We start from the raw sequence: 15,592 nt of genomic DNA, 5'->3' as shown, positions 1-15,592 counted from the left end.
GCGCAGAACCGCTCGTCCCAGGGAGGCGATGATGCCTGCGCGGGAATCCCTGCTGGACGCCGCTTTCGCGGCACTCGCACGCCGGCCGTGGGCCGCCGTGCGGATGGTGGACGTCGCCTCGACGGCCGGGGTGTCCCGGCAGACCCTCTACAACGAGTTCGGGAGCAAGGAGGGGCTGGCCCGGGCGCTCGTCAGACGGGAGGCCGACGCGTATCTCGCCGGTGTCGAGCGGGCGTTGAGGGTGCCGGGGGACGGGCGGGAGCGGCTGGTCGCGGTCGCGGAGTGGACGGTCTCCGCGGCCCGGGGGAACGCGGTGGTGCGGGCCCTGCTCACCGGGTGCTGGAGCACGCGCCTGCCCTCGTTGGACCTGGCCGCGGTGGCGTCGTCCTGCGCCGTGCCCGCGCAGCGGCGGGCGGACGCGGCGCTGCCCTCGCCGGGAGATCTGGTGGCGGCCGTACGGGATCGGGCCGCGGCCGCGGTGGGCGGGGGGAGCGGAGGTGAGGCGGCGCCGGTCTGCGAGTTGGCGGTGCGGCTCGCGTTGTCCTGCGTGGCGGCCCCGCCGGGGGAGGGGGCCGGGGGCGGCGCGGTGGGGGAGCTGGTGCGGGGGGCCCTGCACCGGCAGGGTGCGGACCGAGAGGTGCTGTCGCCCCCGCCGGACAGATTCTAGTGGGACGAGCCCGACAGCTGGAGGCCGATCACGCCGATGATCACGAAGCTGATCGAGACGATCTTCAGGACGGATACCAGGTCGCCCAGGAAGATCATTCCGTAGATCGCGGTGCCGGCCGCGCCGATCCCGGTCCAGACCGCGTAGGCCGGGCCGACGTCGAGTTTCTTCAGGGAGAGGGTCAGCAGACCGAAGCTGCCCAGGGCGAACGCGGCGAAGGCGATCGTCGGCCACAGCCTGGTGAAACCGTGCGACAGCTTCAGGCAGACGGCGAAACCGGTCTCGAGCATTCCCGCGACGACGACCAGCAGCCACGCCATGTGCTGTCCTCCCGTGTAAGCGGCTCGGTGCGATTATGCACTTACCGAACCCCGGCACCCGCAAACGCGCGAAGGTCAGTCGCCCTCCGTGCGCTCCCTCGTCGACAGCAGGCGACGCAGCGAGTACAGCCGCGCCTGGTCCGCGTGCCCCTCGGCCACCCACGCGTCCAGCGCGCAGTCCGGCTCGTCGTGGCTGCACGCGCGCGGGCAGCCCTCCGTACCCGGCACCAGATCGGGGAAGGCGAGGATCACGCGCGACGGGTCGATGTGGGCCAGCCCGAAGGAACGGATGCCGGGGGTGTCGACGACCCAGTCGTCGGTGCCGTTCAGGGGCAGGGCGAGGGCCGAGGTGGTGGTGTGCCGGCCGCGGCCCGTGACCGCGTTGACATGGCCCGTCACCCGGCGCCGCTCCTCGGGGACCAGCGCGTTCACCAGGGTCGTCTTGCCGACGCCCGAGTGACCGACGAACGCCGTGACCCGCCCGGCCAGCTGCTCGCGCACCAGATCCGCCGCGTCGCCGCTCGCCAGTTGCTCGCGGTTGGTGACGACGTGGGGGATGTCGAGGTGGCCGTACAGCTCCAGCAGTTTGTCCGGGGACGCCAGGTCCGACTTCGTCATGACCAGCAGTGGGGTCAGGCCGCCGTCGAACGCCGCGACCAGGCAGCGGTCGATCAGCCGCGGGCGCGGCTCGGGGTCGGCCAGGGCGGTGACGATCGCGAGCTGGTCGGCGTTGGCGACCACCACGCGCTCGTACGGGTCGTCGTCGTCCGCGGTGCGGCGCAGCACCGAGGTGCGCTCCGCGATGCGGACGATGCGCGCGAGGGTGTCCTTCGTCCCCGACAGGTCACCGACCAGGGCGACCCGGTCACCGACGACCGCCGCCTTGCGGCCCAGTTCGCGGGCCTTCATCGCCATCACGATGCGGTCCTCGACGAGGCAGGTGAGCCGGCCCCGGTCCACGGTGAGGACCATGCCGTCGGCGGCGTCCTCGTGCTTGGGGCGGGTGTGCGTGCGCGGCCGGTTGCCCTTGCGGTTCGGGCGGCTGCGGATGTCGTCCTCGTCGGTGTGCTTGCCGTAGCGGCGCATGGCGAAAGTCCCTATACCCCGGACGCCCCGAGCATCCCGGTCCACAGGCCGGGGAAGTCCGGCAGCGTCTTCGCCGTCGTCGCGACGTTCTCGATCTGTACGCCCTCCACCGCCAGGCCGATGACCGCGCCGGCCGTGGCCATGCGGTGGTCGTCGTAGGTGTGGAAGATCCCGCCGTGCAGTCGGCGCGGACGGATGTGCAGGCCGTCGGCGGTCTCGGTGACGTCGCCGCCCAGCTCGTTGATCTCCTTGGTGAGTGCGGCCAGACGGTCCGTCTCGTGCAGCCGCAGGTGCGCCACGCCCCGCAGGGTGGAGGGGGAGTCGGCGAGGGCGGCCACCGCGGCGATGCCCGGGGTCAGCTCGCCGACGTCGCTCAGGTCGACGTCGATGCCGTGGACCGCGCCCGACCCGGTGAAGGCCAGGCCGTACTCGGTCAGTTCGCAGGAACCGCCCATCTCGGTGAAGATCTCCCGCAGCCGGTCCCCCGGTTGGGTGGTCCGGGCCGGCCAGTCCGGGACGACGACCCGGCCGCCGGTCACCAGCGCCGCCGCGAGGAACGGCTGCGCGTTGGACAGGTCCGGCTCGATGGTCAGATCCCGGCCGAGCAGCGCGCCCGGCGTGACCCGCCAGACGTTCGGCTCACCGCCCGACTCCGGGGTGTCCACCTGGGCGCCCACCGCGCGCAGCATGTCCACCGTCATCCGGATGTGCGGCAGGGAGGGCAGGGTGGCGCCGGTGTGCCGGACCTCGACGCCCTGGTTGAAGCGCGGCCCCGACAGCAGCAGGGCGCTCACGAACTGCGACGAGGAGGAGGCGTCGACCTCGACCGGGCCGCCGTCCAGAGCGCCCCCGCCGTGCACGGTGAGCGGCAGCGAGCCCCGGCCGTCGTCGTCGATGCGGGCGCCGAGCACGCGCAGGGCGTCGATCACGCTGGCCAGGGGGCGCTCGTACGAGCGCGGGTCGCCGTCGAAGCGGACCGGACCGTCGGCCAGCGTGGCGACCGGCGGCAGGAAGCGCATCACCGTGCCCGCGTTGCCGACGTCGACGGTGGCCGGGCCGCGGAGCCCCGCGGGGAGCACCCGCCAGGCCTCGCCGGTTCCGTCGGGCCCCACGCCCTCCTCGATGCCCACCCCCATCGCGCGCAGGGCGGCCGCCATGAGCAGGGTGTCGCGGGAGCGCAGGGGACGGCGCAGCCAGCCGGGCTCGGAAGCCAGGGCGGCCAGGACGAGAGCGCGGTTCGTGACCGACTTGGACCCCGGCACGTGGACCGTCGCGTCGACGGCCTCGCTCGCGTGCGGGGCGGGCCAGAGGGCGGTGTGGGCGGGGTTCGGGGCCATGGGCCCACTGTATAAGCAGGGCATGGTCCGGGCGGTCCGGCGTGGGGGCCGGCCGGGGAGGCGCGTGCCCGCGTCCGGGCGGCCCGCGCCTCCTCGCGCGCCCCCGAAGGCGCCCCTCACACCCCCAGCAGCCAGCGTCCGCCGCCCAGCAGCGCGCACAGGCTCACCGCGTGGAAGAGGAACAGCCACAGGCCCGCCGGCACGTGGGTGAGGCGGGACAGCTGGTCCGCGTCCGAGTCCCCGGCGCCGCCGCGGGACCGCTTCGCCTGGAGTTCGAAGGCCGGGCGCACGCCGCCCAGCAGCAGGAACCACACCACCGCGTACGCGAACGCCGCCTGCACCTGGGGGCCGGCCAGCCAGGACACCAGTAGGAACGTGCCGCCCGTGAGGAAGACCGTCAGCACCCCGTACGCGTTGCGGATCATCACCAGCATCACCACCAGCAGCGCCGTCGCCAGCCACAGCAGCAGCGTGATGCGGCCGGCGCCGAGCAGCGCGGCGCCGCCCAGGCCCAGCAGAGGGGGAGCGGTGTAACCGGCGGCCGCGGTCAGGATCATGCCGAGGCCGTGCGGCTTGCCCCGGCTGAGGGTCAGGCCGCTGGTGTCGGAGTGCAGCCGTATGCCGGTCAGTCGGCGGCCGGTGAGCAGCGCGACCAGACCGTGGCCGCCCTCGTGGGCGATGGTGATGGCGTTGCGGGAGAGGCGCCAGAGGGTGTGCGGCACGACCACCGCGAGCGCGGCGGCCATGGTGGCGATCACCACCCACAGGTCGGGGTCGGACTGGGTGCCGACGAGCCGGTCCCAGAGGTCGGGCAGCGCGGTGGCGGCGATGCTGTCCATGATTTCCGGTGACTCCCTCTCGTCCTGCGGAATCTGGCAGTGTGGCACGTATGTGCGGACGTTATGCGACGAGTCGCAGGCCCGAGGATCTCGTGGAAGTCTTTGACGTCGATAAGTGGGAGCCCGGGGAAACCCTCGGGCCCGACTACAACGTGGCCCCCACCAAGGAGGTCCACGTGGTCCTGGATCGTCCTCTGAAGGACGTGCCGGACCCGCGCCCGGTTCGTCAGCTGCGCAAGCTCAGGTGGGGCCTGGTCCCGTCCTGGTCGAAGACGCCCGAGGGCGCCGCCCGGATGATCAACGCGCGCGCGGAGACCGTCCACGAGAAGCCGTCGTTCCGCCGCGCCTTCGCCACCCGTCGCTGCGTGATCCCGGCCGACGGCTACTACGAGTGGGTCACCGGACGGCAGGAGCGCGACCTGGAGGTCGAGGGCCGCAGGAAGCGGCCCCGCAAGCAGCCCTACTTCGTGCTCCCGGCCGACGGCTCGGTCTTCGCGATGGCCGGGCTGTACGAGTTCTGGCGCGACCGCACGCTGCCGGACGACCATCCGCAGGCGTGGTGGGCGACCTGCTCGATCGTCACCACCGAGGCGGAGACGACCCCGCTCGCGGCGCCCCCCGCCGAGGGCCCGCGCACGCTGTACGACATCCACCCCCGGATGCCCCTGATGCTCACCCCCGACCGCTGGGACGCCTGGCTGGACCCGTCCCGGACGGGCGTCGAGGACCTGCGTTCCCTGCTCGAACCGCCGCCGCCCGGCCTGATGCGTGCCTACCCGGTGTCGACCGCCGTGAGCAACGTCCGCAACAACGGCCCGGAGCTGCTGAAAGAGCTGGAGGGCCCCGAGGAGGGCACACTCTTCTGACGTGACCGACGGGACGAATGCGGCAGACGTGACCAGCGAGAAGAACGAGACGCCCGGGATCGCCGGGATCACCAGGACTGCCGGGCCCCCCGGGACTCCAGGGACCATCCAGGCCGTCGACACCGACGCCGGGCCCGCCCGCATCACCTGGCACCGGGCGAAGCGGCCGAGGCTGGTCCTCGCCGTGAGCCACGGGGCCGGCGGCGGCATCGAGGCGCGCGACCTGCGCGCGCTCGCCGACGTCCTCCCCGGGCACGGCGTCAGCGTCGCCCTCGTCGAGCAGCCCTGGCGGGTCGCCGGGAAGAAGGTGGCACCCGCGCCGAAGACGCTCGACGTCGGCTGGCGCGGGATCTGGGCGGCCGTCACGGCCCCCGGCCTGCCGGTGATCTCCGGCGGGCGCAGTGCGGGCGCCCGCGTGGCCTGCCGTACCGCGACCGAACTCGGTGCCCACGCCGTGCTCGCGCTCGGCTTCCCGCTCCACCCGCCCGGCAGGCCGGAGAGGTCCCGGGCCGCCGAACTGCTGGGTGCCGGAGTGCCCACGCTCGTCGTCCAAGGGGGCAACGACCCCTTCGGCAGGCCCGGGGAGTTTCCCGGCGGGCCGTACGAACTCGTCGAGGTGCCCGGCGGTGATCACGGGTTCGCCGTGCCCAAAAGGGCCCCGGTCACCCAGGAGCAAGCCCTGGAGACGATCACCGCGGCAGTCGTCGGGTGGGCCGCGTCACTCGGGTGAACGGCGGGGAATGCCGCGGGGCGGACGACTGTTGAGCCGGACAGAAGTGCTGAACACGCAGCACCGATGTCGTAGGAGAGGAAGTCCGGCGCATGGGTTCGACCATCTGCCCCAGCCGCACCGACCTGGACTGGACGGTGCTGCACGCGGCCAGGACCGCTCCTATTCGAGCGGCGGGTGGGACGGGTAGTCGTCTATCCTCCGATTCGAGTGGGACCGGTTTCGGTTCTGCCCGCGATCTTGAGGAGGTGGGTCCGGTCACCGGTACCGACGCAGGGACCGACAACGGCCAGGCGGAGCTGCCCGAGGGCCAGGGCACGGACGTGGGGACGGGCGCGGAGTCCACCGCGGAGCGCAGCGCGCGCTTCGAGCGGGACGCGCTCGAGTTCCTCGACCAGATGTACTCGGCCGCTCTGCGCATGACGCGCAACCCGGCGGACGCCGAGGACCTGGTGCAGGAGACGTACGCCAAGGCGTACGCGTCCTTCCACCAGTTCCGCGAGGGCACCAATCTCAAGGCCTGGCTGTACCGGATCCTGACCAACACCTTCATCAACTCGTACCGCAAGAAGCAGCGCGAACCCCAGCGCAGCGCGGCCGAGGAGATCGAGGACTGGCAGCTGGCGCGCGCCGAGTCGCACATGTCCACAGGTCTGCGCTCCGCCGAGTCGCAGGCGCTGGACCACCTGCCCGATTCGGACGTGAAGGCTGCGCTCCAGGCGATCCCCGAGGAATTCCGCATCGCCGTCTATCTCGCGGACGTCGAGGGCTTTGCGTACAAGGAGATCGCGGACATCATGGGGACACCCATCGGTACGGTGATGTCCCGGCTGCACCGGGGTCGCCGTCAACTGCGCGGCATGCTCGAGGACTACGCCCGTGAGCGCGGGCTGGTCCCCGCCGGCGCCGGAGAGTCGAACGAAGCGAAAGGCTCGGGCTCATGAGCTGCGGAGAGCCGCACGAGACGGACTGCGGTGAGGTCCTCGACCATCTCTACGAGTTCCTCGACAGTGAGATGCCGGACGTCGACCGCGACAAGTTCAAGCAGCACTTCAGCGAGTGCTCGCCGTGCCTGGAGAAGTACGGGCTGGAAGAGGCCGTCAAGAAGCTGGTCAAGCGCTGCTGCGGCCATGACGACGTGCCGAGCGACCTGCGCTCGAAGGTGATGGGCCGGCTCGAGCTGATCCGCTCCGGTCAGACCGTGCCCGAGCACGACGTGTCGGTCACCCGCCAGGAGTCCTGAGGCCTCCCGAGACCGGGAGCCCCGAGGCCTTCCCGGGATCGAGAGTCCTGAGGCCTCTCAGGACCTGGCTCCGCCCGGTTCGTACGTCTCCCCGGGACCCGCCGACATCACCCGAATGTGCTAATCCGCGGGTGATGCGCCCGCGTCGCCACCCCCCGCCACCCTAGGCTCCGGAACCTGGACCAGCCGTGGCCGGGGGAGGGCGACATGGACGGCATTCCGGTAAGGGCGCGGGTGTACGTCGTCTGCGCCGCCCTGGGCGCGGTGTGCTGCCTGATCCCGTTGCCGACGGACCGCGCGTCCTGGTGGCCGGTCCTGCTGCTCGCCCCGCTGTACGCGGGCGGTGAGCGCGTCGCCCGCCGCCGGTTCGCCGGCACCCTCTACCCCGTCCTGCTGGCCGGGGCCTTTCTGCTGCCGGCGGCGGCCGCCGCGCTCGTGCCGCTGCCGGGCGCGCTGCTGTCCCCGGTGGAACAGCGCCCCGGCGCGCTGCGGCGCGTGTGGCGGGCCGCCCGGCTGGCGCTCGGTGTATGGGCCGCGTCCCGCACCCACGGGGCGCTGGGCGGCCGGGAGGCCGTCGAGGCGTCCGGCACCCCCGCCCTCCTCCTGCCGGCCGGGGCGGCCGTCCTGGTCCTGTGCCTGGTGCTCGCCGCCCTGGACGGCGGGATGCTCACCCTGGCCGAGGGGCTGCCGCCGCGGCGGGCCTGGCACGGGCTGTTCCCGCGCTCCCTGGCGCCCCTGGGCGTGCACGGACTCGCCGGCCTGATGATGGCCGTCCTGTGGCACAGCCCCTACGGGCCGGTCGCCGCGCTGCTCGTGCTGTTCCCGATGGGCGTGTCCTGGTGGGTGTTCGCGCAGTACCACCGGGAGCGCGCCGCCCATCAGGCGACGATCCGCGCGCTGGTGCAGGCCGTGGACATCAAGGACGGCTACACGCGCGGGCACAGCGAACGCGTCGGACAGGCCTCGACGATGATCGCCCGTGAACTGGGCATGAGCGAGGACCGGGTCGAGGTCATCCGCTTCGCCGGGATCCTGCACGACGTCGGCAAGCTGGGCGTGCCCACCCGCCTGCTCCGCAAGGACGGCCCCCTGACGCCGGAGGAACGGCGCGTGATCGAACTGCACCCCGAGTACGGGCACGAGATCACCCGGGGCATCTCCTTCCTCGGCGAGGCCCGTTCGGCGATCCTCCACCACCACGAACGGCTGGACGGCAGCGGCTACCCCTACGGGCTGGCCGGCGGTCAGATCCCGGAACCGGCGCGGGTGGTCGCGGTCGCCGACGCCTTCGACGCGATGACCTCGAACCGCTCCTACAGCCGGGCCCGCCCCGTGCGGGTGGCGCTGGAGGAACTCCAGCGGTGCGCGGGGACCCACTTCGACCCCCGCATGGTCACCGCGCTGACCCGCGTGATCACCCGCGACGGCTGGCACCCGGTCGTCACCGCCGACGAGCCCCGCCTGCCGGCGCCCGCCCCTGCCCCGTCACCGTCCGCGTCATCGTCCGCGTCACCGGCCCCGCTCGCCGAGCGGCCGGAGGCCCGGCGGTGAGGGGCACGGGGTGCCCGTGGGCGGCCGGGGAACCGCCGGGGGCGGTCCGGTGCCCGCCGACCGGGCCCGGAGCGGCACTGCCCCCGCTTCCGGCGACGGGCGGCCCCGAGACTCTTCCCGAAGCCGCTCCGGCACGATACGGAGCCCGGCGGTGAGCGGCCGCCGCACGGCACACGCCTGCCGGCCCCTGCGCGTGCTGCACGCCTTCGCCGGACTTCTCGTCGGGGTGTCCCTCCTGACCGTCCTCCGTTCGGGCCTGGCGGAGCGGTCGGTCGCGCTCGCGTTCGGCGTGCTCGTGGCCGTCGGCGAGGTGACCCGGTGGAGCGGGCCCGGGCCGCGCGGGGCCGCGCCGCTCGGCGCGGCCGCCGCCCTGTCGTACGCGCTGCTCGGTGAGCATGCCGGGCATGCCACGCGGCACGGGACCGCCCAGGTCGTCTCCGTCGTGGCGGCCGCCTCGCTGCTCGGCAGCGTGCCGCATCTCGCGCGGGGACAGGGACGCGTCCTGGACCACCTCGTCCGGCGCGTGCTGGCCGTCGGGTTCGCCGCCGTCTGCTTCCAGCCCCTGTACAACCGCGGGGTGTTCGACCGCTGGAGCGGCCCCGCCTACGCGCTGCTGCTGCTCGCCCTGCTCGTCCTCACCACCCTGTGCGAAGCCGTCGTCGCCGCCGCGCTCGCGCACTCCCGCACCGGCTGGCCGTTCCCGCCGCTGCTCCGTGACGAGTTGCGGTCCGTGCCGGGGATCGGGTCGGCGGTGTGCGCGACCGGCGCGGTGATGGCGCTGGCGGTGGCCGTCGTCGGCCTGTGGGCGCTGCCGGTGTTCTCGGTGCCGCTGCTGCTCACCCAGCTGTCCCTGCGCCGGTACGCCGCCGTCCGCGCCACCTACCGGCAGACCATCGCCTCGCTGGCCCGCGCCACCGAGATCGCCGGGTACACCCCGGTCGGGCACGCCCGCCGGGTCGCACGGCTCGCTCAGGCCGTCGGCCGGGACCTGGGCCTGACGGAACCGGAGCTGACCGTGCTGGAGTACGCGGCCCTGATGCACGACATCGGTCAGCTCAGCCTCGTCGACCCGGTCCCGGCCGGGGCCACGGCCGGTCTGCCGCCGGCCGAGCAGCGGCGCATCGCGCTGCTGGGTGGGGCCGTCGTCCGCCGGACCGGGGCGGGCGCGCAGGTCGCGACGGTGGTGGAACGCCAGGCGGACCCCTACCCTGAGCAGCCGACGGCCGCCCGGATCGTGCGGGTGGTCAACGCCTACGAGGAGAAGGTGCGCGACGCCGGCCCCGGCGGGCCGCTGACCGCGCTGGAGGAACTGCGGCTGGGCGCCGGCGGGGAGTACGCCCCCGACGTGGTGGAAGCCCTGGCCAGGGTCCTGTCGCGGGGCTGTCTGACCCTGACCGCGGGTGGGTAACCCATGGGTAATGAGCGGCCCTCCAGCCATACGTGGTTGGATGCGAGGGAGAGAGCGTCCGGGGGCACTGGCCAGCCCACAGAACGGAACTGGCAGGCGGGAATCGTGAGGATCTTCGGCAAGGGACGGCACCGGCCCTCCGCCTCCTGGCGGCAGGCCACCGACCGCGCGTTCACGCTGATCGGGGACGGCCGGTACGAGGACGCGGGCGCGCTGCTGACCCGTGCCGCCGACCTCGAACCCTGGCTGTCGGAGTCCTGGTTCAACCTCGCCCTGCTGCACAAGTTCCGGCACGACTGGGAGCAGGCCCGCACCGCGGGGCTCCGCGCCGTCGCCCTGCTCGACCGGGAGACCGGCGCCCCCGACTGGTGGAACGTCGGCATCGCCGCCACCGCCCTCCAGGACTGGCCGCTGGCCCGGCGCTCCTGGCAGGCCTACGGACTGCACGTCCCGGGCGGTGCCACCGCCGCCGGCGAACCGCTCGGCATGGACCTGGGCAGCGCCGCCGTACGGCTGTCGCCCGAGGGGGAGGCCGAGGTGGTGTGGGGACGGCGGCTGGACCCCGCGCGCACCGAGGTGCTGTCGATCCCGCTGCCGTCCTCGGGGCGGCGCTGGGGCGAGGTCGTGCTGCACGACGGGGTGCCGCACGGCGAGCGCACCACCTCCGTCGGGCACTCCTATCCCGTCTTCGACGAGATCGAGCTGTGGGCACCCTCGCCCGTCCCCACCTGGGTGGTCCTGCTGGAGGCGGCCACGGAGGCGGACCGCGACGCGCTGGAGCAGCTCGCCGCCGACGCGGGCTTCGCCGCCGAGGACTGGTCGTCCTCCGTGCGGCTGCTGTGCCGGATGTGCTCCGAGTCGCGGATGCCGTCCGACGAGGGCGACGGCGAGCATCTCGACCCGCACGATCACAGCGAGCCGGGACACCCCGGGCCGCTCGGTCACCGCACCGACGGACAGCTGTGGGTGCCCGAGCGGGAGTGCGGGGTGGCCGCGCCGGCCTCGCTGGTGAGGGGGCTGCTGGACGGCTGGGTCGCGGACAGTCCGGACTCCCGTGACTGGCGGGACCTCGAAGAGGTCTGCTGAGACCCGGAGCGGGATCCCTTTAGGCTGTACTCGTAGGTTTCTCCAGGTTGCAGGAAGGCATACGTCGGTCATGGCGCAGCAGGACACCGATCACCAGCACGCGGGAGTGCTCCCCGTGGACGACGAGGGCTTCGTCATCGACACCGAGGAGACGGAGGAGCGCGAGCGTGCCTGGCGGGACGCCGGGACCTCGCGGCCCATCACCGTCGTCGGGAATCCGGTGCTGCACAAGGAGTGCAAGGACGTCACCGAGTTCGGCGAGGAGCTCCAGCAGCTCGTCGCGGACATGTTCGCCTCGCAGCACACCGCCGAGGGCGTGGGCCTGGCCGCCAACCAGATCGGCGTCGACCTCAAGGTGTTCGTCTACGACTGCCCCGACGACGAGGGCGTCCGGCACACCGGCGTGGTCTGCAACCCCCGACTGGTCGAACTGCCCGCGGACCGGCGCCGACTGGACGACAGCAACGAGGGCTGCCTGTCGGTGCCCACCGCGTACGCGCCGCTGGCCCGGCCCGACTACGCCGAAGTGACCGGCCAGGACGAGAAGGGCAACCCGGTCAAGGTACGCGGCACGGGCTACTTCGCCCGGTGTTTGCAGCACGAGACGGATCACCTGTACGGGTACCTCTACATCGACCGTCTCTCCAAGCGCGAACGCAAGGACGCGCTGCGGCAGATGGCCGAGAACGAGCCGCGCTACCCCGTGGTCGCCAACGACTGAGTCGCCCCGCCCCGCCCGACGCCCGACCGTGATCATTACCGGCCGGGCGTCGTTCGTGTGTCCGGCGCACGGCCGGCCGCCCTCGCCGTCCACTGATCCACAACCGGTCACGCAAGGGGGATTCTCGGCGTGTCGGGGTAGTGAATGAAGCAAATCCGTTCCCAGGACGGTCAGTTGTAGTGCTGAATGGGAAGTGCGGGGATACGCAACGGCGCACGCCCGGCACGGAGGGAGGGGTGTGTGCCAACCGGCGGCTGAGAGGGGTTGTTCGTGCCGGCTTTCCCATACAGCACCACATACCGGACCGTGGGGACCGTGACCGCGGTTCCCCCGTCGCTCTCCCTTCCGGTCGTCGAGGCGGTGTTTCCCCGGCAACGGCATCCTTATTGGCCCCAGTTGCAGGAGAACACGCGATCGTGGCTGCTGGAAAGGCGACTCATGTCCCCCGACAAGGTCGCGGAATATGCCGACGGCTTGTGCTACACCGACCTGATGGCGGGCTACTACCTCGGCGCGCCCGACGAGGTCGTGCAGGCCATCGCCGACTACAGCGCGTGGTTCTTCGTCTGGGACGACCGGCACGACCGTGACGTCGTGCACGGCCGGGCCGCCGCCTGGCGGGAGTTGCGGCTCCGCCTGCACGAGGCCCTCGACTCCCCGAAGGAGCACCTGCGCCACGAGGATCCGCTGGTAGCCGGACTCGCGGACAGTGTGGGCCGGCTGTACTCCTTCCTCCCCGACACGTGGAACGCGCGGTTCGCCCGGCACTTCCACGCGGTGATCGAGGCGTACGACCGCGAATTCCACAACCGGGTGGCGGGGCGCGTTCCGGGCGTGGAGGAGTATCTGGCCCTGCGCCGGCTCACCTTCGCGCACTGGATCTGGACGGACCTGCTGGAACCGAGCGCGGGCCGCGAACTCCCGGACCCGGTGCGGAAACACCCGGCCTATCGGCGTGCGGCTCTGCTGAGTCAGGAATTCGCCGCCTGGTACAACGACCTCTGCTCCCTCCCGAAGGAAATAGCGGGCGACGAGGTGCACAATCTCGGAATCAGTCTCGTCACCCATGAAGGACTGACACTCGAAGAAGCGGTCGAGGAAATCAGGCGGCGCGTCGAGGAATGTATATCCGAATTCCTCGTCGTCGAGAAGGACGTGCTGATGCTGGCCGACCGGCTGACCGACGGGACGGTCCCCGGAAAAGAACTCGGTGTCGCCGTGCGCGCCTGCCTCGCGAACATGCGGAACTGGTTCAGTTCCGTCTACTGGTTCCACCACGAGTCCGGCCGCTACATGGTCGACAGCTGGGACGACCGGTCCACGCCCCCGTACGTCAACAACGAAGCGGCAGGTGAGAAATGACCGTCGAGTCCGTGAAACCCGTGACGTCCGACGCATCGGAACTGCGCGAGCCGCCCCTGGCCGGTGGCGGGATTCCGCTTCTCGGCCACGGCTGGAGACTCGCCCGCGACCCGCTGGCCTTCATGGCGCAGCTGCGCGACCACGGCGACGTCGTCCGCATCAGGCTCGGGCCCAAGACGGTGTACGCCGTCACGACGCCGGCCCTCACCGGGGCGCTGGCCCTGAGCCCCGACTACATCATCGCCGGACCCCTGTGGGAGTCCCTGGAGGGCCTGCTCGGCAAGGAGGGCGTGGCCACGGCCAACGGTCCGCTCCACCGCCGCCAGCGGCGCACCGTCCAGCCCGCGTTCCGTCTCGACGCGATCCCCGCCTACGGGCCGATCATGGAGGAGGAGACGCGCGCGCTCGTCGAGCGCTGGAAGGGCGGCGAGACGATCGACTGCACCTCGGAGTCGTTTCGGATCGCGGTGCGGGTCGCGGCCCGCTGCCTGTTGCGCGGGCAGTTCATGGACGAACGCGCCGAGCGGCTGTGCATCGCGCTCGCCAGCGTCTTCCAAGGTATGTACCACCGGATGGTGGTGCCCCTCGGGCCGCTCTACCGGCTGCCGCTTCCGGCCAACCGCGAATTCAACCGGGCGCTGGCCGATTTGCATCTCCTGGTCGACGAGATCGTCACCGAACGCCGGGCATCCGGTCAAAAGCCGGACGATTTGCTGACGGCATTGCTGGAGGCGAAGGACGACAATGGCGACCCGATCGGGGAACAGGAGATCCACGACCAGGTGGTCGCGATACTCACCCCCGGCAGCGAAACCATCGCTTCCACGATCATGTCCCTGCTGCTGGTGCTGGCTGATCACCCGGAGCAGTCGGACAAAGTGTGTGCCGAGGTTCGAGAGGTGACCGGAGGACGGCCCGTCGCATTCGACGACGTGCGCAAGCTCACGCACACCAACAACGTCGTCATCGAGGCCATGCGTTTGCATCCGGCCGTATGGATATTGACGCGGCGGGCGGTCACCGACACCGAACTCGGCGGCTATCGCATTCCGGTCGGGGCCGACATCGTGTACAGCCCGTACGCGATCCAGCGCGACCCGCGGTCCTACGAGCGGCACCTGGAGTTCGACCCCGACCGCTGGCGCCCCGAGCGCTCGAAGGACATCCCGAAGTACGCGATGCGGCCGTTCAGCGTGGGCAACCGCAAGTGCCCGAGCGACCACTTCTCGATGGCGCTGCTCACGCTGGTCACGGCGGTCCTCGCGGACGGGTTCCGCTTCGAGCAGGCCCCCGGCTCGGTGGACGCGACCCGGGTGGGCATCACGCTGCGTCCCCAACGGCTGCTGCTGAAGCCCGTCCCGCGGTGAGACCGTGCGCGCGCCGGCGTGCGTTCAGGCGGCCTCGGGGCCGCGGAACGTACGCCGGTAGGCGTTCGGGGTGGTGCCCAGCGCCCGCACGAACTGGTGCCGCAGCGCGCCCGCCGTGCCGAAGCCGGTGCGCCAGGCGATCGCGTCCACCGTCTCGTCGGACGCCTCCAGCAGGTGCTGGGCGAGCAGCACCCGCTGGCGCAGGATCCAGCGGTAGGGCGTGGTGCCGGTCTCCTGCTGGAAGCGGCGGGCGAAGGTGCGCGGCGACATGTGGGCGCGGGCGGCGAGCTGCTCGACGGTGACCTCCCGGTCGAGGTGCTGCTCCATCCACGCGAGCACCTCGCCCACGGTGTCGCAGGACGAACGTGGCAGCGGCCGTTGGACGTACTGGGCCTGGCCGCCGTCCCGGTGCGGCGGTACGACCATCCGCCGGGCGATCCCGTTGGCGACCTCGGGCCCCTGCTCCTTGCGCACCAGATGCAGGCAGGCGTCGATGCCGGCGGCCGTGCCGGCCGAGGTGATCACCGGGTCCTCGTCCACGTAGAGCACGTCGGGCTCGACGCTCGTGCGCGGGTACTCGCGGGCGAGCTGCTCCGCGTGCCGCCAGTGCACCGCGCAGCGCCGCCCGTCCAGCAGTCCCGCCGCGGCGAGCACGAACGCCCCGGAGCACACGCTCAGCACCCGGGTCCCGCGGTCCACGGCCCGGCGCAGCGCGTCGAGCAGCTCGGGCGGGAACTCCCGCGCCGTGTAAGCGTCGCCGGCCGGTACGGCGATCAGGTCGGCGCTCTCCAGCCGTTCGATCCCGTGCTCCGTGTTCACGGTGAACCCCGCGTGGGTGGACAGGGTGGATCCCTCGGCCGAGGCGACGGCGAAGTCGTAGACCGGCAGCCCCTCGTCGCTGCGGTCGATGCCGAACACCTCGCAGACGACACCCAGTTCGAAGGGGTGCACGCCGTCGAGGAGGACCGCGGTCACGTTCTTCAACATGCGGCCAGTGTGCACCGAGGTG

At 72.2% G+C, this 15,592-nt stretch carries 16 protein-coding genes; 11 read left to right on the top strand and 5 right to left on the bottom strand.

What is annotated here, in order from left to right:
- Positions 1-28: 28 nt before the first annotated feature.
- Positions 29-667, top strand: a complete 639-nt coding sequence (locus AB0N31_RS06315) for a TetR/AcrR family transcriptional regulator (protein ID WP_366057192.1) — start codon at positions 29-31, stop codon at positions 665-667.
- Here the strand turns inward: AB0N31_RS06315 and AB0N31_RS06310 are convergent.
- From AB0N31_RS06310 to AB0N31_RS06295, 4 genes are all read right to left on the bottom strand, one after another.
- Positions 664-987, bottom strand: a complete 324-nt coding sequence (locus AB0N31_RS06310; protein WP_366057191.1) for a multidrug efflux SMR transporter — start codon at positions 985-987, stop codon at positions 664-666. The two genes, AB0N31_RS06315 and AB0N31_RS06310, sit on opposite strands and share 4 nt — an antisense overlap.
- A gap of 75 nt (positions 988-1,062) precedes the next feature.
- Positions 1,063-2,073 carry a ribosome small subunit-dependent GTPase A gene (gene rsgA, locus AB0N31_RS06305; RefSeq protein WP_366057190.1) on the bottom strand — a complete coding sequence of 337 codons (1,011 nt, stop codon included), beginning with the start codon at positions 2,071-2,073 and terminating at the stop codon, positions 1,063-1,065.
- An 11-nt stretch (positions 2,074-2,084) separates the two neighbouring features.
- Positions 2,085-3,410 carry a 3-phosphoshikimate 1-carboxyvinyltransferase gene (gene aroA / locus AB0N31_RS06300; RefSeq protein ID WP_366057189.1) on the bottom strand — a complete coding sequence of 442 codons (1,326 nt, stop codon included), beginning with the start codon at positions 3,408-3,410 and terminating at the stop codon, positions 2,085-2,087.
- 116 nt (positions 3,411-3,526) lie between these two features.
- Positions 3,527-4,249, bottom strand: coding sequence for a M50 family metallopeptidase (locus tag AB0N31_RS06295; protein ID WP_366057188.1), 723 nt, complete (start codon positions 4,247-4,249; stop codon positions 3,527-3,529).
- A 50-nt stretch (positions 4,250-4,299) separates the two neighbouring features.
- Here AB0N31_RS06295 and AB0N31_RS06290 point away from each other — a divergent pair, with 50 nt between their 5' ends.
- The 10 genes from AB0N31_RS06290 (at position 4,300) to AB0N31_RS06245 (ending at position 14,583) form a co-directional block, all read left to right on the top strand.
- Positions 4,300-5,115, top strand: coding sequence for an SOS response-associated peptidase (locus AB0N31_RS06290; protein ID WP_366057187.1), 816 nt, complete (start codon positions 4,300-4,302; stop codon positions 5,113-5,115).
- Positions 5,116-5,182: 67 nt separating this feature from the next.
- The gene (locus AB0N31_RS06285) at positions 5,183-5,845 is read left to right on the top strand and encodes an alpha/beta family hydrolase (protein ID WP_366057232.1); all 663 of its coding nucleotides are present in this window, start codon (positions 5,183-5,185) and stop codon (positions 5,843-5,845) included.
- A gap of 248 nt (positions 5,846-6,093) precedes the next feature.
- On the top strand, positions 6,094-6,789 hold the full coding sequence (gene sigR / locus AB0N31_RS06280; protein WP_363091038.1) for an RNA polymerase sigma factor SigR: 696 nt from the start codon (positions 6,094-6,096) through the stop codon (positions 6,787-6,789).
- The gene (rsrA, locus tag AB0N31_RS06275) at positions 6,786-7,088 is read left to right on the top strand and encodes a mycothiol system anti-sigma-R factor (RefSeq protein WP_366057186.1); all 303 of its coding nucleotides are present in this window, start codon (positions 6,786-6,788) and stop codon (positions 7,086-7,088) included. Before sigR ends, rsrA begins: the two co-directional genes overlap by 4 nt.
- Before the next feature lie 207 nt (positions 7,089-7,295).
- Complete coding sequence (locus AB0N31_RS06270; protein WP_366057185.1) at positions 7,296-8,639, top strand: HD-GYP domain-containing protein; 1,344 nt, start codon at positions 7,296-7,298, stop codon at positions 8,637-8,639.
- 193 nt (positions 8,640-8,832) lie between these two features.
- Positions 8,833-10,047, top strand: coding sequence for an HD domain-containing protein (locus tag AB0N31_RS06265; protein ID WP_366057231.1), 1,215 nt, complete (start codon positions 8,833-8,835; stop codon positions 10,045-10,047).
- Positions 10,048-10,152: 105 nt separating this feature from the next.
- The gene (locus AB0N31_RS06260) at positions 10,153-11,133 is read left to right on the top strand and encodes a hypothetical protein (RefSeq protein WP_366057184.1); all 981 of its coding nucleotides are present in this window, start codon (positions 10,153-10,155) and stop codon (positions 11,131-11,133) included.
- 70 nt (positions 11,134-11,203) lie between these two features.
- Positions 11,204-11,854: a peptide deformylase gene (gene def, locus AB0N31_RS06255; RefSeq protein WP_366057183.1), complete on the top strand. Its 651-nt coding sequence runs from the start codon at positions 11,204-11,206 to the stop codon at positions 11,852-11,854.
- 306 nt (positions 11,855-12,160) lie between these two features.
- Positions 12,161-13,216: an epi-isozizaene synthase gene (gene cyc1, locus AB0N31_RS06250; protein WP_366057182.1), complete on the top strand. Its 1,056-nt coding sequence runs from the start codon at positions 12,161-12,163 to the stop codon at positions 13,214-13,216.
- Positions 13,213-14,583 carry a cytochrome P450 gene (locus AB0N31_RS06245; RefSeq protein ID WP_366057181.1) on the top strand — a complete coding sequence of 457 codons (1,371 nt, stop codon included), beginning with the start codon at positions 13,213-13,215 and terminating at the stop codon, positions 14,581-14,583. Before cyc1 ends, AB0N31_RS06245 begins: the two co-directional genes overlap by 4 nt.
- Positions 14,584-14,607: 24 nt before the next feature.
- Here AB0N31_RS06245 and AB0N31_RS06240 read toward each other — a convergent pair whose 3' ends face one another.
- On the bottom strand, positions 14,608-15,570 hold the full coding sequence (locus AB0N31_RS06240) for a helix-turn-helix domain-containing protein (protein ID WP_366057180.1): 963 nt from the start codon (positions 15,568-15,570) through the stop codon (positions 14,608-14,610).
- Positions 15,571-15,592 lie beyond the last annotated feature (22 nt).

Source organism: Streptomyces sp. NPDC051051 (assembly GCF_040682975.1).
In the GTDB taxonomy this organism is placed as follows: Bacteria; Actinomycetota; Actinomycetes; order Streptomycetales; family Streptomycetaceae; genus Streptomyces.
Note: the sequence above shows the minus strand (reverse complement) of the source record. Positions and strands in the feature narration are given on the sequence as shown.